This window comes from Pseudomonas sp. MG-9 (assembly GCF_018729515.1).
Lineage (GTDB): Bacteria > Pseudomonadota > Gammaproteobacteria > Pseudomonadales > Pseudomonadaceae > Aquipseudomonas > Aquipseudomonas serboccidentalis.
The window spans coordinates 14,236-33,226 of record NZ_JAHHZH010000015.1 but is presented as its reverse complement, the minus strand read 5'-3'; the positions used below and the strand labels follow the sequence as shown (position 1 = coordinate 33,226).

At 61.0% G+C, this 18,991-nt stretch carries 15 protein-coding genes; 7 read left to right on the top strand and 8 right to left on the bottom strand.

What is annotated here, in order from left to right; translation table 11 throughout:
• Window positions 1-87: 87 nt before the first annotated feature.
• The 4 genes from KKQ10_RS27855 to KKQ10_RS27840 all read left to right on the top strand — a co-directional run bounded on the left by KKQ10_RS27855 (window position 88) and on the right by KKQ10_RS27840 (window position 4,170).
• On the top strand, window positions 88-1,191 hold the full coding sequence (locus KKQ10_RS27855; protein ID WP_027612490.1) for an ABC transporter substrate-binding protein: 1,104 nt from the start codon (window positions 88-90) through the stop codon (window positions 1,189-1,191).
• A gap of 156 nt (window positions 1,192-1,347) precedes the next feature.
• Window positions 1,348-2,256, top strand: a complete 909-nt coding sequence (locus KKQ10_RS27850; RefSeq protein WP_127648327.1) for an ABC transporter permease — start codon at window positions 1,348-1,350, stop codon at window positions 2,254-2,256.
• Window positions 2,253-3,101 (top strand): ABC transporter permease, encoded by an 849-nt coding sequence (locus KKQ10_RS27845; RefSeq protein ID WP_127648328.1) that lies wholly within the window; start codon window positions 2,253-2,255, stop codon window positions 3,099-3,101. The genes KKQ10_RS27850 and KKQ10_RS27845 overlap by 4 nt, the downstream gene beginning before the upstream one ends.
• Before the next feature lie 13 nt (window positions 3,102-3,114).
• Window positions 3,115-4,170, top strand: coding sequence for an ABC transporter ATP-binding protein (locus tag KKQ10_RS27840; RefSeq protein WP_127648329.1), 1,056 nt, complete (start codon window positions 3,115-3,117; stop codon window positions 4,168-4,170).
• Between the two features lie 124 nt (window positions 4,171-4,294).
• On the opposite strand, the gene KKQ10_RS27835 is transcribed toward KKQ10_RS27840, so the two are convergent.
• Window positions 4,295-5,224, bottom strand: coding sequence for an AraC family transcriptional regulator (locus KKQ10_RS27835; RefSeq protein ID WP_215502938.1), 930 nt, complete (start codon window positions 5,222-5,224; stop codon window positions 4,295-4,297).
• Window positions 5,225-5,621: 397 nt separating this feature from the next.
• Between KKQ10_RS27835 and KKQ10_RS27830 the strand changes: the two genes are divergently transcribed.
• Both KKQ10_RS27830 and KKQ10_RS27825 read left to right on the top strand, forming a co-directional pair.
• Window positions 5,622-5,975, top strand: coding sequence for an antibiotic biosynthesis monooxygenase family protein (locus KKQ10_RS27830; RefSeq protein WP_127648331.1), 354 nt, complete (start codon window positions 5,622-5,624; stop codon window positions 5,973-5,975).
• 43 nt (window positions 5,976-6,018) lie between these two features.
• Window positions 6,019-6,261 carry a hypothetical protein gene (locus KKQ10_RS27825; protein WP_127648332.1) on the top strand — a complete coding sequence of 81 codons (243 nt, stop codon included), beginning with the start codon at window positions 6,019-6,021 and terminating at the stop codon, window positions 6,259-6,261.
• A 6-nt stretch (window positions 6,262-6,267) separates the two neighbouring features.
• Here KKQ10_RS27825 and KKQ10_RS27820 read toward each other — a convergent pair whose 3' ends face one another.
• Together KKQ10_RS27820 and KKQ10_RS27815 are read right to left on the bottom strand one after the other, a co-directional pair.
• On the bottom strand, window positions 6,268-6,897 hold the full coding sequence (locus KKQ10_RS27820; RefSeq protein WP_095136994.1) for a flavin reductase family protein: 630 nt from the start codon (window positions 6,895-6,897) through the stop codon (window positions 6,268-6,270).
• 243 nt (window positions 6,898-7,140) lie between these two features.
• Window positions 7,141-7,416: a hypothetical protein gene (locus KKQ10_RS27815; RefSeq protein WP_086791830.1), complete on the bottom strand. Its 276-nt coding sequence runs from the start codon at window positions 7,414-7,416 to the stop codon at window positions 7,141-7,143.
• Window positions 7,417-7,756: 340 nt separating this feature from the next.
• Here KKQ10_RS27815 and KKQ10_RS27810 point away from each other — a divergent pair, with 340 nt between their 5' ends.
• Entirely contained in the window at window positions 7,757-8,506 is a 750-nt protein-coding gene (locus KKQ10_RS27810) for a COG4705 family protein (RefSeq protein WP_127648334.1), read from the top strand.
• A 138-nt stretch (window positions 8,507-8,644) separates the two neighbouring features.
• Here the strand turns inward: KKQ10_RS27810 and KKQ10_RS27805 are convergent, their stop codons facing one another.
• The 5 genes from KKQ10_RS27805 to KKQ10_RS27785 all read right to left on the bottom strand — a co-directional run bounded on the left by KKQ10_RS27805 (window position 8,645) and on the right by KKQ10_RS27785 (window position 18,984).
• Window positions 8,645-9,964: an MFS transporter gene (locus KKQ10_RS27805; RefSeq protein WP_127648335.1), complete on the bottom strand. Its 1,320-nt coding sequence runs from the start codon at window positions 9,962-9,964 to the stop codon at window positions 8,645-8,647.
• Between the two features lie 256 nt (window positions 9,965-10,220).
• Window positions 10,221-11,549 carry a two-component system response regulator MifR gene (gene mifR, locus KKQ10_RS27800; protein WP_215502937.1) on the bottom strand — a complete coding sequence of 443 codons (1,329 nt, stop codon included), beginning with the start codon at window positions 11,547-11,549 and terminating at the stop codon, window positions 10,221-10,223.
• Window positions 11,549-13,309: a sensor histidine kinase gene (locus tag KKQ10_RS27795; protein WP_215502936.1), complete on the bottom strand. Its 1,761-nt coding sequence runs from the start codon at window positions 13,307-13,309 to the stop codon at window positions 11,549-11,551. Before KKQ10_RS27795 ends, mifR begins: the two co-directional genes overlap by 1 nt.
• Window positions 13,310-13,387: 78 nt before the next feature.
• Window positions 13,388-16,228 carry an RHS repeat-associated core domain-containing protein gene (locus KKQ10_RS27790; protein WP_215502935.1) on the bottom strand — a complete coding sequence of 947 codons (2,841 nt, stop codon included), beginning with the start codon at window positions 16,226-16,228 and terminating at the stop codon, window positions 13,388-13,390.
• 32 nt (window positions 16,229-16,260) lie between these two features.
• Complete coding sequence (locus KKQ10_RS27785) at window positions 16,261-18,984, bottom strand: RHS repeat domain-containing protein (protein ID WP_215502934.1); 2,724 nt, start codon at window positions 18,982-18,984, stop codon at window positions 16,261-16,263.
• Window positions 18,985-18,991: the final 7 nt, after the last annotated feature.

Sequence of the window (18,991 nt, the reverse complement as noted above, 5' to 3'; positions counted from 1 at the left end):
TTGAAAACAAGGCCTTCAGCGGATCCGGCCGCGCGGATGCAACGGTTGCGACCAACCTCATACTTAAAAGAACAAAGGGAGTCCGTCATGGGCGAGCATGATCTGAACAGGCGTCAATTCATTAAAACCGTCGGCGTCGCCTCGGTAGCGGCGGCGGCCCTGAGCATGCCCTTCATCCGGGCCAGTGCCAGCGACACGCGCTTTGCCGGCAAGACCCTGCGCTTGCTGACCTGGTCGGATGACACCGGCCTCGCTGCATTGCGCAACATCGCCGCCACGTTCGAGGCCAAGACCGGCGCCAAAGTCATCGCTGACCGCACCGGCAGCACCTCGGAAATGGTCGCCAAACTCAAGGCCGGCGGTGACCGTCCGCAGTACGACATCATCACTCTGGCCGGGGTTGGCGCCGAAGGTCTGGCCGCCGCCGGACTGCTGGAGAAACCCGACCTCAACCGCATTCCCAACCTGATCGACGTACCGGAAAAATACCGCACGGGCGCCAACGGTCACGGCATTGGTTACCTGCTGTGGTGCAACAGTCTGGTCTACAGCACCCGCACGCTCAAACAAGCACCGGACAGTTACGCCGCGCTGTGGGACGCCGATCTGGCACCGAACATTTTCCTGCCGCCGCCGAACTGGACCGAGGCCATGGACCTGATCATCATCGCCGCCAAACTCGCCGGCGGTGATGAACACAACATCGAGCCGGGCTTCAAGAAACTCGCCGAGCTGAAGGATCGCGTGGTCACCCTCGGCGAAAACCCGAACCAGATCGCCGAGCTGTTCCGCACCGGTTCGCTGGACATGGGCGGCTTGTACGCCCCGGCATTTTTCCCCAAGCAGATCCGCGATCCGAACTACGGCCTCGGTGCCACGTTCGGCATGAAGGAAGGTTTCTACACCGACCTGATGCTCTCGGTGATGCCGAAGAACCGTCCGGGCGACACCGATCTGGCCTACGCCTTCATCGACCACTCCCTCGACCCGCTGGTGCAGGGCAAGATGGCCGAAGACATCTTCAACGGCCCGGTCAACGCCAAGGCGATCATCTCCGCCGAGGCGCGCAAGAGCCCGTACATCCTCACGCCGGAGCAGATTGCCGAGAAGGCGATCATGCACGACAACGCCTTCCTGGCGACCGTGCATGACCAATGGATTCGTCGTTATACGGAAATCTTTTCTTCCTGACCCGAACTCCCCCTGTAGGAGCTGCCGAAGGCTGCGATCTTTTGCCTTTGATCTTCTCTGAGCAGATGAGGATCAACAGCAAGATCAAAAGATCGCAGCCTTCGGCAGCTCCTACAGGGATGTGTTGTTTGGCTTTCCATTGACGAGATCATTGCTATGGAACATCAATCCCTGACCCAACCGGTCGGCGCCAGTGACGTGCGCCCGGCGCGCGGTATTTCGCCGACCGCCCGGGCGTGGTTTTTCCTCACGCCGTCGATGCTGTTTCTCGGTGTGCTGATCGCCGCCAGTCTGTTGGTGCTGCGCATGAGCGTCGGCACCAAAGGCGCGGAGTGGAGCGGGTTCAGCCTCGCCAGCTACGCGCAATTGCTCGAACCCTATTACCTGAAATCCCTGCTGCTGACCCTGCGTCTGGCGTTGATCAGCGCAGTGATCGCCGTGCTGCTGGCGATCCCGGTGGCGTACACCATGTCGCGGCTGACCTCGCCGTTCGTGCGGCGGATTTTCCTTGCGGCGGTGCTGTTGCCGCTGCTGGTCAACCTGCTGCTGCAAAGCTACGGCTGGCTGGTGATCCTCGGTCCGGGCGGGATGCTCAACCAGACGCTGATGGGCCTGGGCCTGATCAAGCGCCCGATCATGTTGCTGTACAACCAGAACGGTGTGCTGATGGGCCTGGTGCAGACCGCGTTTCCGCTAGCCGTGTTGCCGATTGCCAGCGCCATGCGCGGCGTCGCGCGCACCTACGAAGAGGCGGCAGCAACGCTGGGCGCCAGTCGTTTTCAGGTGTTCCGTCAGGTGGTGTTGCCGATGAGTCTGCCGGGGATCATCACCGGGGCGACGCTGGTGTTCGCCTACAACGCCAGCAGTTTCGTCGTGCCGTTGCTGCTCGGTGGCCGCCGTGTGCCGATGCTCGCGGTGATGGTGCATGACCAGATCGCGCCGCTGATGAACTGGCCCGCCGCGTCGGCGGCCGGGGTGGTGCTGATCGTCACCACGCTGGCGATCATGACCCTGTCCGAATACATCACTGGCCGTCGTCGGCGCCTGCTGGAGGCTTCGCAATGAGTACCCTGACCAAGAAGCGCATGGCGCTGCTGCCCGGCGACACCGGCAAGTTTGCCGGGATCCTCTCCGGGGTCATTCTGCTGCTGGCGGTGTTGCCGATCCTGACCATGATCGTGATGTCGTTCAGCGGTGCGTCGAACCTCGACTTCCCGCCGAGCAGCTACAGCCTGCAATGGTACAAGGCGGCCTGGCACACTTTCGTTTCGCCGGACGCCAGTGATGTGTTGAGCCTCGGCCAGGCCATGGCCACCAGCTTGCTGGTGTCGTGTCTGACCATGGTCTTCGCCACGCTGATCGCGGTGCCCGCCGCCTATGCTCTGACCCGCTGCGAGTTCCGTGGCAAAGCGGTGGCGTTGCAACTGATGTCGCTGCCGCTGGTGTTTCCGATGGTGGTGCTGGGCCTGGCATTGCTGCTGGTGTTCGACAGCTTGCCGTTTCACCTGACCACCTCGCGGCTGGTGATTGCCCACGTGATTCTGGCGCTGCCGTTCGTGGTGAAAAACTGCACCGCGGCGATGCTCTCCATCGGCAGCGAAGTCGAAGAAGCGGCGCGAATGCTCGGTGCCTCGCCGCTGCGGGCGATTGTCGACGTGGTGGTGCCGTTGATGAAGTCGGGGATTCTGGCGGGGATGCTGCTGGCGTTCATCGTCTCGTTCAACGAATTCACCGTGACCTATTTCCTCTACACCATCGACGTCATGACCGTGCCGATCTGGATGTACAGCCGCACCGTGTCATCGCTCGACCCTACCGTGTTCTCGTTTGCCGTGCTGATCGTGCTGATCGACTTCGTCCTGATCTGGGCGCTGGAGAAGCTGGTGGGCGAGGGCGGCGTTTCCTTTTGATTTGAGGTGCAACATGACTGGTCTGATTCTGGAAAACGTCGAGAAATTCTACGGCTCGGCGTGCGCGGTACAAGACGTCAACCTGCATTTGCCGGAAGGCAAACTGGTGTGTTTTCTCGGCCCGTCGGGCTGCGGCAAAACCACTTTGCTGCGGATGATCGCCGGGCTGGAAACCCTCACCGGCGGCGAGATTCGCCTGGACGGCGAGGACATCGGCCACACCCCGGCGCACCTGCGCAACTTTGGCATGGTGTTCCAGTCGCTGGCGCTGTTCCCGCACATGACCGTCGGCGAGAACATCGCCTATCCGCTGAAACTGCGCGGCGTGAGCAAAACCGAGCAGCAGGCGCGGGTGGTGGAATTGCTGGAGTTGATCCAGCTGCAAGCGATGATCAATCGGCCGGTGGCGAAGCTTTCCGGTGGGCAGCGGCAGCGGGTGGCGATTGCCCGGGCCATTGCCTCGCGGCCGAAAATTCTTTTGCTCGACGAACCGCTGTCGGCGCTCGACGCCAAGCTGCGCGAGTCGATGCAGGTGGAGATTCGCCAACTGCAACAGCGCCTGAACATCACCACGATCATGGTCACCCACGACCAGCGCGAAGCCATGACCATGGCCGACATCGTCGTGGTGTTGGGCGAACACAAGGTGCAGCAGGTGGGCACACCGATCGAAATCTACCGGCACCCGGCCAACGAGTTCGTCGCCGACTTCATCGGCTCGGGCAACATTTTCCCGGCCACGGTGCTGGGCGACGGCAAGGTCAGTCTGCCGGGCGGCGATGCGCTGCAAGTGCCGATCTGCAGCAGCATTGTGGTGGGGCAGAAGGTAAAAATGCTGATTCGTCCGGAAGACTTGCAACTGTCCGCGCCGCAGGCGACGGCGGGCAATCGCTTGCTCGGCAAGGTGACGTTCGTGCGCGATATCGGCGCGACCATCGAGACCACGGTGGAGTGTTCCGGGGTGACGTTCACCGCGTTGAGTACGCCGTGTCAGGGGATTGGTTTGGGGATCGGGCATCCGGTGTCGGTGACGTTGCCGGTGGAGGCGTGTCGGGTGTTAGGGGTTTGATCCGGATTTGATGTTGGCCTTGCGACGCTATCGCGAGCAGGCTCACTCCTACAGGGGAACGCATTCCAACTGTAGGAGTGAGCCTGCTCGCGATAGGGCCATAAGCCTCACCGCAGATTTCGGATCAGACCGACTGCCGCAACCGCGCCAGATCCCTTAACGGCGGCGCCCCAAACAAGCGGCTGTACTCGCGGCTGAACTGCGATGGACTTTCATACCCCACCCGATACCCCGCCGCCGACGCTTCCAGCCCTTCGGCCAGCATCAGGCGTCGCGCTTCCTGCAGGCGCAATTGCTTCTGATATTGCAGAGGACTCATCGCGGTCATCGCCTTGAAGCGGTGATGCAGGGTCGAGACGCTGAGGTTCACTTCCTTGGCCAGATCATCGATGCGCAACGGCTGTTCGAAGTTGCCGTTGAGCCATTTGATCGCCTGGCTGATGCGGTGGCTCTGGCTGTTGGCAATCGCAATCTCATACAAACGATGGCCCTGCGGACTGCGCAGCAGGCGATAGAGAATTTCCCGGCGGATCAGCGGCGCGAGCATGGCGATGTCTTTCGGCGTGTCGAGCAGCCGCGCCAGGCGCAGTACCGCATCGAGCATCGCGCTGTCGATCTGCTCGACATACAGGCCTCGCCCGGTCGGCCGGGTCGGCACGCCCATGGGGCCGGCGTCGGCGATCAATGCGGTGATTTCGGCCGGGTCGATGTCCAGGCGCACAGCGAGGATCGGATCCTGCGGCGAGACATTCACAACGCGTCCGCTGAGCGGCATCGAGACTGAGACCACCAGGTAATTCAACGGGTCATAGTTGAAGTACTCATCCGCCAGCCGCACCTCTTTGCGTCCCTGCGCCATGATGCACAGCGCCGGTTGCGCCAGCACCGGGGCGAAGTCGTGGGATTTAGTGTGGCGCGACATGAACAGCGAGCCGACGGCGGTCTGATAACTGCCGTCGTCCGTGGTGTTACGGCGAATGATCGCCGCCAGTTCTGCGCGCTGTTTTTCCATGTCGGCATCGGGCGGGGCTTGGAAACGATCGAATGACGTCATGCACGGCATCCTCGGCAAGGGATCTGGAATGGAGCAGAGCTTAAGTTTGTGCAAGCGCAAGCGGTAGACACATTCTGTCAAATGCTTGCCTGATTCTGCATCGGGATGATTTCGCACCTGCCGCCACTCAACCTTGCAGGAGCGGCCGAAGGCTGCGATCTGTTGATCTTCAAGGCAAAATCAAAAGATCGCAGCCTTCGGCAGCTCCTACACAAAACGCATATGACAGCCGTGTTACGCAAGTTTGCAGGTTGTTACAGGCGTTCAGACAACTCTCGCAGGATTGTGCAACGCAGCGACAGGAATCGACTAACGGCACCTTGCGCCCGGCCCTTAACCTTTGATCCTGTCGCAGCCCGTCCCCCGGCTGCCACGCGACTCCCTGGGAGGGTTGAACATGTCCAAGCAGATTCCCGTCAGTCATATGGCCTTCGTTCGAGCGCGCGCCGGACGCTCCGCCGAACTGGGTGTACGCCTCAGTGCCTTGATCGAACCGTCGCGCAGCGCCCCCGGTTGCCTGAACTTTGCCCTGCAGCATTCGCAGTGTGATCCGGACTTGTGGCTGGTCTCCGGTTTCTGGAGCCATCAGCAGGCGATGACCGCGTATTTCAGCAGCCCGTCGATGCAGATCTTTGCCGAATTGGTCCAGGACCTGGTGGTCAACAGCCTGGATTTTCACACCTTCAAAGAGGTGTCGGCGGCACAGGCCCTCGGTCAATGCCCGGCACCGATACACAAACTCGCCGGTTGAGGGTTTAATGTCCGGCTTATTCGTCTGAGCCAGGATGTGTGCCATGGCACGTAAAGAGTTCGAACACTTCGAAGCAGTCTCCGCAATCGTCCCCGTCGAGTTGGGCGGCAACAAGGGTTATCACGCGGCAATCGCGGTCAAGGCCCTGGTCGATGGCGGTGCGCCGCGCTTTCACAAACTGCTGGGTGATCAGGTTTTCCCCGGCGCCATCGCTGCCGATGACGCGGCTACCCAAGAGCTGGACCGTCTGCAGGGCGTCACTGATGACGCCGAGCTGATCTGGTAACTGCGCTTATTTGCCGGCGCCCGGGCGCCACATCTTGAACAAGGCCTCTGGCCCCAACTGGAAATAATCCGCCGGCCCGCCGCCGCGCAGAATCGGTTCTGCCGCGGCGGTGTCGTAGATGCCGTCCTTCAACAGCCACTTGGCGATATGCACGGCGACCACTTCGCCGAGAATCAGCCAGCTCGGCACGGTTTCGCCATCGGCGCGCTGCAACTGAATGATCTGCGTGACCTTGCACTCGAAGGACACCGGGCTTTCGGCCACCCGTGGCACCGCAATCACCTTCGACGCCACGGGCGTCAGTCCGGCCAATTCAAACTCGTTGACCTCAGGCGCGACCATTGCGCAGCTCTGGTTCATCTGCTCGGCCAGCGGCCGGGTGGCGAGGTTCCAGACGAATTCGCCGGTCTGCTCGATGTTGTTCAGGCTGTCTTTGCGCCCGACGCTGGAAAAACCAATGATCGGCGGAATGTAGTTGAACGCATTGAAGAAGCTGTAAGGCGCAAGATTAAGCCGGCCGTGAGCATCCTGCGAAGAGATCCAGCCGATGGGGCGCGGGCCGACGATGGCGTTGAACGGATCGTGGGGCAGGCCGTGGCCGTTGGCGGGTTCGTAGAAATGGATGTCATCGGACATGGCTGGGGTTCCTGAAGAGGGCGTTTTGAAAGACGCCATAGTGTAAGAGCGCACCGCGTATTTCCAGTCAAACGCTGATCCCCTGTAGGAGTGAGCCTGCTCGCGATAGCGGTGTAACAGTCACCCAATGCATTGACTGGTATGACCCTATCGCGAGCAGGCTCACTCCTACAGGGAATGTTTGTGATGCCCCAGAAATGACTAAGCCCGGCCGAAGCCGGGCTGTGGAAGAACCGCTGAGATTCAGCTGATGGCTGCAGCAGTACCGGTTTTGTCGAAGCCATCAGCCGCGATGGCGTTGGCGGTACCGGTTTTGTCGAAGCCATCGGCAGCAACGGTTTTGCCGATGTTGGTTTTATCGAAACCGTCAGCGGCGTAAGTGCCCGAGTGGCTGGTTTCGATGGCGGCGCTGGCGCCGGAAATGAAGTCGGCCGATTTGGTTTTGTCCGAGCCATCGGCAGCGAAGGTGTTGGCAGCCAGTACAGACAGGGTCAGGGCGAGGATCAGTTTGGTTTTCATGTGGGTGACTCCAGATGGGTTGGCGATGTGTCTTGCTTGGGTTTAATGCTACGCCAACTAAATTGATTAAAAAGTGCAAAATAATGCTAAAAACAATCGATTAACTTGATGTTAAGGGCGGCGCACTGATGGGCTTCCACTGTCGGGAGCGAACGCCGCGCAGGTAATCGATCAGGTATTGGCAGGATGCAAGGGCAGCATTAATAGGGGATTAATCGCTGTTTTGGCGACATGACAGATTTTTCATCTGTTGCCGACCGGTTTTTCACCGGCGCAACGCCAGTCTGCCCACGGCCAGAAAACCAAGAAACGGCCGTCTCACACTGGAGCTTTGCTTGCGATGAATAAACTGCCTCAAATCACCCTGGCGTTCTGGGTCATGAAAATCTGCGCGACGACCCTGGGGGAAACCGCGGGGGATTTGCTGTCGATGACCCTCAACGTCGGGTACGCCCTCAGCTCGCTGATCCTGATCAGCGTATTCGTGCTGACGCTGATCACCCAATTGATGGCCAGGACCTACAAGCCGCTGCTGTACTGGATCGTGATTCTGTCCACCAGCACCGCCGGCACCACCATGTCCGACTTCATGGACCGCACCCTCGAACTGGGTTACGCCACCGGGTCGATGATCCTGATTGCGATTCTGCTGGCGATCTTCGCGGCCTGGCGCCTGAGCGGCGATTCGCTGAACGTCAACAAGGTGCAGACCTTGCGGGGCGAGATGTTCTACTGGATGGCGATTCTGTTTTCCAACACCCTGGGCACCGCGCTGGGCGACTACCTGGCCGATGATTCGGGCCTGGGCTTTGCCGGTGGCGCACTGCTGATCGGCTCGACCATTGCCGTGGTCGTGGCGCTCAAATACTTCACGAAGATTTCGACTGTGCTGCTGTTCTGGGTAGCGTTCGTGCTGACCCGGCCGTTCGGTGCGACCCTGGGCGACTTGATGACCAAAACTCATGAGAAGGGTGGTCTGGACTTCGGCACCATCGGCTCGTCGGCAGTGCTGGCGGGGATTCTGCTGGTGATGATTGTCGGTGCGTCGTATGTGCAGAAACGCTATGGCAAGCCGCAGATTGCCGTTTGACCTGATACCGCGTTGCCCGTATTCGCGAGCAAGCTCGCTCCCACAGGGGATTTGTGTTGATCACAGTTCCAATGTGGGAGCGAGCTTGCTCGCGAAGGGGCCATCACAGCCACCGTTGCAGTGGCTGCATGAACACGATCAGTCAGTCACGATCCGTGAGTGTTTCTGCGTGTCTTTCATGGTGATGTACACCAGCAGCGACACCGCGATGCACGCGGTCACGTACCAGTAGTAACCGGTTTCCATGCCGATGCTCTTGAACCACAGCGCGATGTATTCGGCGGTACCGCCGAAGATCGACACGGTCAGTGCGTATGGCAGGCCGACGCCCAGCGCGCGGATTTCGGTCGGGAACAGCTCGGCCTTCACTACGGCGTTGATCGAGGTGTAGCCGCTGACGATGATCAGTGCCGCCATGATCAGGAAGAACGCGCCCCACCAGCTCTGGATGGTGTGCAGTGTCATCAGGATCGGCACGGTGAAGATCGTCCCGAGCACGCCGAAGGCGATCAGGATCGGGCGACGACCGATTTTATCGGACAGGCCACCGATGATCGGTTGCAGGCACATGAACAGGAACAGCGTGGCGGCAGAAATGGTGGTCGAGTCGGAGATGCTCATGCCGACGGTGTTCACCAGGTATTTCTGCATGTAGGTGGTGTAGGTGTAGAACGCCAGCGTACCGCCCATGGTCAGGCCGACCACGGTCAGCAGTTCTTTCGGGTGGCGCATCAAGGTGCGCATCGCGCTTTCCTTGGACTTCTCTTTCTTGGTGAACGACTCGGTTTCTTCCATGCCGCGACGCAGGTACAGCGCGACGATGGCGCACAGTGCGCCGATGGCGAACGGAATGCGCCAGCCCCACGCGTACAGCTGCTCAGTGGTCAGCATGTTCTGCAGCACGATCAGTACGCCCAGCGCGATGAGCTGGCCGGAGATCAGGGTCACGTACTGGAAGCTGGAGAAGAAGCCGCGACGTTCCTTGGTCGCCATCTCCGAGAGGTAGGTGGCCGAGGTGCCGTACTCGCCGCCGACTGACAGGCCTTGCAGCAGTCGCGCGAACACCAGCAGGATCGGCGCGCCGATGCCGATGGTTTCGTAGTTCGGGCTCAGAGCGATCAGCAGCGAGCCGAAACACATCAAATAAACCGAGGCCATCAAGGCTTTCTTGCGACCGACCTTGTCCGCGTACAGACCCATCAGCCAGCCACCGATCGGGCGCATCAGGAAACCTACGGCGAAGATCGCGGCGGTGTTCATCAGCTGGGCGGTGGTGGAACCGGCAGGGAAGAAGGTCTTGGCGAAGTACAGCGAGAAGGCGGCGTAGACGTACCAGTCGTACCACTCGACCATGTTGCCGACAGAACCGCTGAAAATCGATTTGATCCGGCTGGCGGTGGTTCTTGCTTTGGCGGGCGCGGCAGCCGACCCAAGGGGCAGGGCGTTGGAGTTATCCATTGAAGGATCCTTCGTTTAATTGTTTTTGTGGAGCGCGTTAAAACGCAGCCTGCTGGGGCTATAGCAGGAGCTGTGCCAACGGGGAGAGGGCCGGTTTAGAGGGGGTGGCAAGATTGAATGAGCGGAAATCCGCTTATTGTTTGATTTGATTGAGCGGAAAATCGCTTAAAAGATCGCAGCCTGCGGCAGCGCCTACAGGAAATCTGTGGACGACGGTGAAACGGTAGGAGCTGCCGAAGGCTGCGATCTTTTGATCTTAGGAGCTGACAAACATCTCCCGACTCAACCCATGCCGCTGCAGCTTCTCATTGAACGTGCGGCGCGGCAGCTGCAACTCCTCCAGCACCGCTTTCACGTCACCCTTGTGCCGGGTCAGCGCGGCGCGCAGGCATTGGGCTTCGAAGGCTTCCTGCTGCGCGGCGAGGGACTGGCCCGGGTCGATGCCCTGCACCGGCTCATCCAGCCCCAACACCTGACGCTCGGCGACGTTCGCCAGTTCACGCACATTGCCCGGCCAGTCGTGACTGAGCAGGTGGCTCAATTGCGCTCCGCTCAACGGCGGGAAGGTGCGGCCCAGGCGCTGAGCGGCGCTGAAGGCAAACGACTCGAACAGCAGCGGAATGTCTTCGCGGCGATCACGCAGTGGCGGCAGGCGCAGCTCGGCGACGTTCAGGCGATAGGCCAGGTCCTCACGAAAGCGTCCGGCCCGGGCTTCATCGAGCAAGTCGGGTTTGGTCGCGGCGACGATCCGCAGGTCGACGCGAATGCTCTGGTTCGAGCCCAGGCGCTCCAGCTTCTGTTCCTGCAACACTCGCAGCAGTTTCACCTGCTGGGCCAGCGGCATGCTTTCGATTTCATCGAGAAACAGTGTGCCGCCGTCGGCGTACTCCAGCTTGCCGATGCGCTTGCCGGAGGCGCCGGTGAAGGCGCCGCTCTCGTGGCCGAACAATTCAGCCTCGAACAGTTGCTCGGGGATCGCCGCACAGTTGAGCGCCACAAACGGTTTGTCCGCGCGCGGGCCGAAGTCGTGCAGGCAGCGGGCGATCAGTTCCTTGCCGCTGCCGGTTTCGCCACGGATCAGCACGTTGACCGGCAGCGCCGCCAGATCCAGCACCTGCCGGCGCAAGGTCTGCATGCCACGGGACACGCCGAGCAGCGTGGCATCGAGCCTGGCGCGGTGGTCGGCCTGTTCGTGCAGGGCGCGGTTTTCCAATACCAGCCGACGCTTGTCGAGCGCCCGGCGCAGGCTGCCGAGCAGGGTTTCCGGGCTGAACGGTTTTTCCAGAAAGTCGTAGGCACCGTCGCGCATGGCTTCGACCGCCATCGGCACATCGCCGTGGCCGGTCAGCAGAATCACCGGCAGGTCGGCGTCACGGCGCTGCACTTCGGCCAACAACTGCAGGCCACTGAGCCCGGGCATGCGCACATCGCTGAGAATCACCCCGGGGAAGTGCGCGGGCAGTACCGCCAGGCAATCTTCGGCGCGGCTGAACAACTGCACCTCGAATCCCGACAGGCTCAGCCACTGTTCGACAGCGCTGCGAATACTGCTTTCGTCATCGACCACCATCACCGAATTGAGCATCAGATGTGCGCCTCCAGATCGATCGGCAGGGTCAGGGTGAACACCGCACCGGACTCGCCATTTTCGGCGCTCAAACGGCCGCCGGATTCATGCACGATAGCGAAGGATACCGCCAGCCCCAGACCGAGGCCGTCACCCACGGGTTTAGTGGTGAAGAACGGGTCGAACACCTGATTCAGGTGCTCTTGTGCAATCCCGCCGCCATTGTCGATTACGCTCAGGCGCCACAGTTGTTCGTCAACTTCCAGGCGAATTTCCAGGCGTTTGCACGGTTTGCCCTGCATCGCGTCGAGGGCGTTGCGCAACAGATTGATCAGCACCTGTTCGAGGCGGATCGCATCGCCACGCACCCACGCCGGACGCGTCAGGTGCAGCACCAGGCTGACCTGTTCGTCGCGCAGACGAGCGTCGAGCAGTTGCAGCGACTGGTCGACCACGGTCGCCAGATCCAGCCGTTCGCGCAGGCCGCTGGGGCTCTTGCGCGCGAAAGTTTTCAAGTGGCCGGTGAGCGACGCCATGCGCGTGAGCATGTCGTCCACCGGTTTGAGCGCCTTGTACGCGTCATCGACGCGGCCATGGTCGAGCAGCAGGCGCAGCGTCGCGAGCTGCATGCGTTGCGCGGTCAGCGGCTGATTGATTTCGTGGGCCAGTGCTGCGGACATCTGCCCCAGCGCCGCGAGCTTGGCCGATTGCACCAGACCGTCCTGAGCGGTGCGCAGGTCGCGGGTGCGTTCTTCGACCAGTTGTTCGAGTTCTGCGCGGTTGCGCTGGCGGACTTTCGCCAGGCGCCAGCGCTGGTTGAGGAACAGCAGCAGAAACACCAGTGCCAGCCACACCCCGGCAGCGGCCAGCCCGGCGTTGCGCAAATCTTCGAAGGCTATTTGCGGGCGCCGTAACAGATGCAAGGTCCAGCCTTCGGCAGTGAGTGGCAGCGACTCCCACAGATAATCCGCCGTGCCCTGCGGGCCTTCGACCCGGCGCAGGTCGCTGTTGTCGTCGAAGTGGCGCAGTGACAAGTGCGTCAGCGGGCTCAGCGATTGCTTGTCGTACTGACGTGTGCGCTTGATCTCGGCCATATCGCGGCTGTCCAGCGGCCGCAACGAGCGATAGCGCCAGCCGGGCTGATTGGCGATGAAAATGATCCCGCGCGCATCGCTGACCAATAGCGTGTCGCTGCCCTGGCTCCATTCGCGCTCCAGCTCCGGGAACTCCAGCTTGACCACCATCGCCCCGAGGAACTCATCGTTGTCGCCCAGCACGGCACTGGACAGAAAATAACCGGGGATGCCACTGGTCACGCCCACCGCATAAAAACGTCCGGTGCCCTGGGTGCGGGTCTGACTGAAGTACGGGCGAAAACCGTAGTTGTGGCCGACATAACTGCTGGGCAGACGCCAGTTGCTCGCCGCCACCGCGAGGCCGGTACGATCGAGCAGTTCGAGGGTCGAGGACTGCGCCGCGCCGTTGATCTTTTCCAGTTTCAGATTCAGCGCGTTCTGCTGTTCGGCATCGACCGGCCCGGCCAGCGCCCCGCGCAATTGCGGGTCCAGCGCCAGCACGGCGGGCAGAGCGCGATAGCGGTCGATCAGGGTGTGCAGGGAGTTGGCATACAGCGCCAATTGCTGGTTGGCGCGGGTGGCGTCTTCCTCCAGCGCCTGACGTTCGGCGTGGCGGATGGCAAGGGTGGCGGCGATGGCCGCACCGGCGATGATCAGCAGGGTGTACAGCGACAGACGCAGGGTACGGGAAGTCGGCAGCATGCTGGGCTAATGGATAAAGGGACGGGCGGGCACGATAGCATGCGCCTGCCCGTCCTGTTCGCCTGACGCGTTACCTGATCAGACATGGCTGAATTTGTGTGAATGTGAGAGCAGCATGGTTCTGGCGTAGGCCAGTTCGGTGATCACTGCCTGGGTTGTCTGTGTCAGACTTTCGACGCTGTCGCCGGGGCTATCCTTGAACAGGCCGAAGGTGTGAATGGCATCGACACCGGCCATTTCGAAATAATTGGCAACTTCGGACAGATTGCCTTGCAGGGTATTGATCAGATCCGTCAGGTTGCGCTCGCCCTGGGCAATTTTTTCCGCTGTCAGACCGCCGACAGCACCGGCGATTTCATGGCCGATTTCCACAGCGCCCAGCAGGGCGCTGGCGGTAGCACTGACCTCGGCTGCCATGCTCGGGGTGATTTGTTTGGCCCCCAGACTGATGGCGGTGCTGGTGCTTTCCTTCAAGCCCTTGAACGCGCCTTTTTGCGTGTCAGGAAGCATTTTTGCGTACTTCTGCTCCATGTAGCTCAAGGGCGACATAGTCTTGTACTCGGTCTTCTTGATGATTTTTTCGGCCGATACCCGGCTGGCCTTGAATTTGATCGAGGCGCTGGCGCCTGTGCGTTCGGCTGCATAGTCCCACAGCAGGCTGATGGTTTTTTTCGCCGCGAATCCGATCACAACCCCTGCCACGTTGCCTACGCCCGGGGCTGCAACGCCCAGCGCCTGGGCACCGATGCCCACTGCGATTCCGCCACCATAGGCGACCACCTGTCCAGCGATATGCGTCGCACTGCGGCGCAGGGTCGAGCCGGCGAAGTCAGATGTCGTGCGGTGATTGAGAATCTGCTGTTGAGCATCCAGACCACGGCGCAATGACAGGGCCAGAATGTTCAAATGCCGTTCGACCTGAGATGACAATTCCACCCGCGCTCGGCGTCGTCGATTCTGCTCGGCGCCTCGTGCCTTTCTCAGGTCACGTTCCTCGCGGGTTTCGGGCTGAAGAAAATCGCTCAGGGCCTGGCCATCGGTGTCGATGAAACCTGCCGGATTGTTACCGACAAAGGCATACAGATTCAGTCCATCGACATCCCCGGCCGGGTCGGCACTGATCCAGCGTTGCAGCCACGGTGCGTAATAGCGGGCGCCGTAATAATAGAGACCGCTGGCGTCCATCTCCTGACCCGAGTAGCGGATGGTTTTGTAGCTGGCTTCAAGCGCTGAGCGGGCAGCCCACCACGCTGTGCCACCGAACGGGTAGTAATGCTCCAGGCTGATGACGGCGGCGCGGTGGTCCAGTTCCAGTGCGCAGGAACCGAGGTGATCGTCGAGGCTGTAACGCAGTTGATCGTCTTCCAGTCCAGGTGGCCGACCACTGAGCCAGTGCAGGCAGCGGACGCCGGGCAGGATGATGACGTGCAGGTGCTGGCCGTCGCTGCGGGCGTGGATTTCCAGCCCCGGCAGATAACGTACCTCGCGGCGGTGCGTGACTGACGGGGTATGGCTCAGTGAGCACTTGTAGACGCGCTCACCCTGGCTGTAGCGATAGATTTCCTCATCGTCGGGCAGACCATTGCTGTGCTGCAGCAATGTCGCACGGGCCAGTTGATCGCGGTTGTCCCACAGCAGTGGCTGGGTGCCGGGTTGCAGACGCAGTTGATTACCGTGCAGGTCGAAGTGTTCAGCGAAGACCGGTTCGGGATCACCGGTTTTCCAGCGTACCCCTCGGTTGCTGTGTGGATCGATGATCATCTGCTGAGTGAAGTTGTGGCCTTCACGCACATGCTGTAACTCGACAAGGTTGTTGCCCTCGTCATACCGGTAATGTTCGCGGTAGTTGAAGCGTTGCCCGGGATCGATGGGCTGAATCGGCTGCGGCAGCCCCGGCGATTGTGGGGGTGTTTCGCCCTCGAAGCCGCGGCTGTCGATCAGGCGATACAACGAGTCGTAGACAAAGTGTCGATTGCCATCGACGCGCTGGTTGGCAAAGTACACCGTGGCCAGAGTGTGGTCCTCGATGCTCAGGATGTTGCCTGCCGGGTCGTAGACATAATGCAGGTCCTGCAGTGGAGCGGCCGGGTCCTTGTACGCCAGCAAGCGGAGCAGACGAGCGTCGGCCGGATCGTAATGCTGGCTGCGGCGAACGCCGTTGCCGGCCAGTTGCTCGATCAGCTGGCCGTCAGCGTTGTAGCGTGTTTCGCTGACCACCGGTTGCGCCGTGTCGGAGCCCGCCAGCTGTAGCGACAGTTGCTGCAACTGCCCGGCGACGTCGTATTGCGACTGTTGCCGGTGGCCGCCGGCGTCGGTGAGCTGCAATATATTGCCCAGCGGATCGTAATGCCTCTGGGTGGTGAAGGTGCCGGTTGCGTCGACGAGGGTGCGCGTTTCACTCATTCCCTGGCCGAGCAGGCTATAGCTGCTGAACACTACGTTGCCGGACGGATCTGTTTGCGTGGTCAATGCGCCGCGCAGGTTAAACCCGGCATTCGCGTTGTGGTCCGCGTAGCTGTAGCACTCGGTCCCGGCCTGCGCGTTTTCAGTGACGGCGATCACGCGGAGCAATAAGTCGTGCTCATACTGCCAGTGGTTGCCGCGCTGGTCCCAGCGTTGCCGTTCTTCACCGCCGAGCCCCGGCAACATCAGTCGCCAGCCGGCGTCCACGCTGTCGACACACAACGGACGAGCATCCAGCGTATAGATCGTTTGCAGATTGGGCGGCGACGCACCGTCGAAAAGGCGCGGATCGCGCTGTGTCACCAAGCGGCCGGCAGGGTCATGCAGATGACGGCTGACGAGGGCCTGCGCTGCTTCACCTGCGACCTGACGCAAGTATTCCACCTGACGCACCGGCAAGTGCCGAGGGTCGTGGCTACGCAGGGTTGGGGTGTGGTGAAACAGCGACGTCGCCATTGTTCACTCTCGGTTGCTCTGCGAATCCGGCGCTATGCCGCTTGCTGTTTCAGCGCCAGATAGGCCGATACCCGACCCAGCAAATCCCTGGCGTGCTTGATGGTGCCGCGAGCCACCGTCATTTGTTGTTGCAGGTGTGCCAGGTCGCTGTCGGCACGCTCCGGCATCTGGGCGATGCCAATCAGTTTTACCGGTGCAGGCGCTGCACCGGCCAGCGTGTCGAGGTGTTGCTGGAGGCCGGCCTGCTGGCTGTCGAGGTAACCGGTCAATTCATCCAGCCGCGCACTGATGCGGTTCAGGTCTCCCTGCCCCCATGAGTCGTTGAGCGCTTCTGTGAGTTGGGCCATTTGGCGGGCGATGTTCAATGACTGTTTCAGGTAAGGAATCTTGAGGTGTTTGCCCAATGACCGGGCGGTGGTTTCCAGACCGATCTTTACCAGGCCCCCTGAGGTCTGCGGATTGAAGCTTTCCAGGGTCCCCCTCACTGAGTTCGGCGAAGCCTTGGCTTTGCTTTGCAGGCTTTTCACCGAAAGCGCGGCCTGATCCGGCATGATCGAATAGCCGAGCGTGGTTTCTTCGCCGATCTTGGCCATGAGCTTGACTGACGCCTCTGCGGCGAAAATGGCCCCTACCGTTGATGTCACCGGCATCACAATTGGCGCGGCGGGGCCGCTCAGGCTACCGACGCCGGCACCGACGGTGCTCCCTACGGCACCGGCCTTGATCGCCACGGCAAACGTTGCCACGCTGAACGCGAGTTTTTTTGCGGCGGTCTTGTAGATGTCGCGAGTACGCGTGAGGTTGTAGAGCTGATAGTTGAGCTTTTGCAATTCGCTGGTCATGTGTGTCAGCACATTGGAAAACTCGCTGACTTTTTGCTGTGCTTCGCTGGGCGTCTGTTCGGTCCCGCCGTTATCGACGAAGCACAACGGGTTGTTGCTGACCATCGCGTACAGGTTCAGCCCGTCAACATCGCCTGCCGGGTCGGCGCTGATCCAGCGCTGCAGCCACGCGGCGTAGTAACGGGCGCCGTAGTAATACAGGCCGCTGACATCCATTTCCTTGCCTGAATAACGGATGAACCGGTAACTGACTTCGATCACCGAACGCGCGGCCATCCACGCAGTGGCGCCAAACGGGTAATAACCTTCCTGGCTGATCACTTGCGCCTGTTGATCGAGTTCCAGCTCACAGGAGTCCAGATGATCGTTGAGGCTGTAGCGGAGCTCGTCGGGTTTTTCCTGTGCCCAATGCAGGCACCGGACATGGCCGATACCGATGTCCAGTTGAATGACGTGCAGTACTTCACCGTTGTCCTTCGAGCGGATTTCCAGCCCGGGCAAGTAGCGCACCTGCTGGAAATGAGCACGTTGTGCGGTGAAGGTCTCGTGGCGCTTGAACACCCGCTCGCCCTGGCTGTAACGGTAGTGCTCGGCATCGTGTCGACCGTCCTCGCGGTGGATCAGGATGACGCTGGCCAGCTCGTCGCGAGTGTTCCAGTGCAATGTTTGCCCCGGTTGCAGCGCTTGCAGGTTGCCGTGACGGTCGAACAACCGGTCGAATATCGGTTCGGCATCGCCAGGCGTCCAGCGCACCCCGCGGTTGCTCTGTGGATCGATACGCATCTGGCGGGTGTGGCTGGCACCGGCCCGTACATGCTGCAGCTTGATCAGGCTGCCGCCGGCGTTGTACTCGTAGGTCTGGGTGTAGTTGAGGCGGTTATTCGGGTCGCTCGGCTGTGGCAGTCCCGGGATGTCGGAGAGTGGGCCTTCGTCATGACCGGTCGCGCGGATCAACCGGTATAACGAGTCATAGCCGAAGGTGCGGTGGCCGTCGATCAACTGGTTGGCGAAGTAAACCGGCTGAAAGCCATGGTCATCGATGCGCACGATGTTACCGACCCGGTCGTGGAAATATTCGAAGTCCTGCAACACAGGGCCAGCGTTCTTGTGGCAGACATGGGTGTGCAATCGACCATCGGCCGGGTCATACGTCCAGCGGCTGCGCACCCGGTTGCCGGCCACCTGTTCGATGATCTGACTGGCAGCGTTGTATTGCGCCTCGATCAATACCGAGTGCCAGTCGGTGTGTCCGTTGAGCTGCAGTCGAACCTGCTTGAGTTGCCCGGCCAGACCGTACTGTGACTGCTGTCGATGTTGACCCGCATCAATCTGTTCCAGCACCGCGCCCAGCGGACTGAAAACACGCTGGCTGGTGAATGCTTCGCCGTCGTGAAAGGTACGTGTTTCAGTCCGAGGCTGACCGGACAGGGCATAGCTGTCGATACGCAGTGTACCGGCGTGGTCTTCGTGTTCGAGCAACTGGCCGCGCAGATTATGCGCGGCATCGGCCGAGGCTTCAGCGTAAGTCAGTACCTCGACATCGAACTCGTTTTCCTCGACCGTCATCAAGCGCAACTGCTGGTCATAGCTCATGCGCCAGTGGTTACCGCGGGCATCCCAGCGCTGCAGTGATTGACTGCCAGGGCCTGGCAGGCTCAGGCGCCAGCCGGCGTCGACGCTGTCGATTTTCAATGGCTCGCCATCCAGCCGGTAAACCGTAGTCAGGCAAGGCACGTGGAGGCGCGGGTCCCATTGTTCGGTCAGGTGTCCGCTCGTGTCGTGGTGTTGGCGAGTGATCTGGCATTCGACGTCGGCGCCCGCCACCGCACGCAGGTAAGCCACTTTCCTGGCGGGCAAGCCCCTGGGATCATGAGCCGACACGGCAGGCGTTCGCCAATGCACGGAACGTTTCATGCCCGCA

Bases quoted from the DNA above. Each gene is read 5' to 3' on its own strand.
- KKQ10_RS27830 (WP_127648331.1), top strand. From the start codon at position 5,622: ATGTCCAAGCAGATTCCCGTCAGTCATATGGCCTTCGTTCGAGCGCGC.
- KKQ10_RS27820 (WP_095136994.1), bottom strand. From the start codon at position 6,897: ATGTCCGATGACATCCATTTCTACGAACCCGCCAACGGCCACGGCCTG.
- KKQ10_RS27850 (WP_127648327.1), top strand. From the start codon at position 1,348: ATGGAACATCAATCCCTGACCCAACCGGTCGGCGCCAGTGACGTGCGC.
- mifR (WP_215502937.1), bottom strand. From the start codon at position 11,549: ATGCTCAATTCGGTGATGGTGGTCGATGACGAAAGCAGTATTCGCAGC.
- KKQ10_RS27810 (WP_127648334.1), top strand. From the start codon at position 7,757: ATGAATAAACTGCCTCAAATCACCCTGGCGTTCTGGGTCATGAAAATC.
- KKQ10_RS27845 (WP_127648328.1), top strand. From the start codon at position 2,253: ATGAGTACCCTGACCAAGAAGCGCATGGCGCTGCTGCCCGGCGACACC.
- KKQ10_RS27795 (WP_215502936.1), bottom strand. From the start codon at position 13,309: ATGCTGCCGACTTCCCGTACCCTGCGTCTGTCGCTGTACACCCTGCTG.
- KKQ10_RS27840 (WP_127648329.1), top strand. From the start codon at position 3,115: ATGACTGGTCTGATTCTGGAAAACGTCGAGAAATTCTACGGCTCGGCG.
- KKQ10_RS27805 (WP_127648335.1), bottom strand. From the start codon at position 9,964: ATGGATAACTCCAACGCCCTGCCCCTTGGGTCGGCTGCCGCGCCCGCC.
- KKQ10_RS27835 (WP_215502938.1), bottom strand. From the start codon at position 5,224: ATGACGTCATTCGATCGTTTCCAAGCCCCGCCCGATGCCGACATGGAA.
- KKQ10_RS27815 (WP_086791830.1), bottom strand. From the start codon at position 7,416: ATGAAAACCAAACTGATCCTCGCCCTGACCCTGTCTGTACTGGCTGCC.
- KKQ10_RS27855 (WP_027612490.1), top strand. From the start codon at position 88: ATGGGCGAGCATGATCTGAACAGGCGTCAATTCATTAAAACCGTCGGC.
- KKQ10_RS27825 (WP_127648332.1), top strand. From the start codon at position 6,019: ATGGCACGTAAAGAGTTCGAACACTTCGAAGCAGTCTCCGCAATCGTC.
- KKQ10_RS27785 (WP_215502934.1), bottom strand. From the start codon at position 18,984: ATGAAACGTTCCGTGCATTGGCGAACGCCTGCCGTGTCGGCTCATGAT.
- KKQ10_RS27790 (WP_215502935.1), bottom strand. From the start codon at position 16,228: ATGGCGACGTCGCTGTTTCACCACACCCCAACCCTGCGTAGCCACGAC.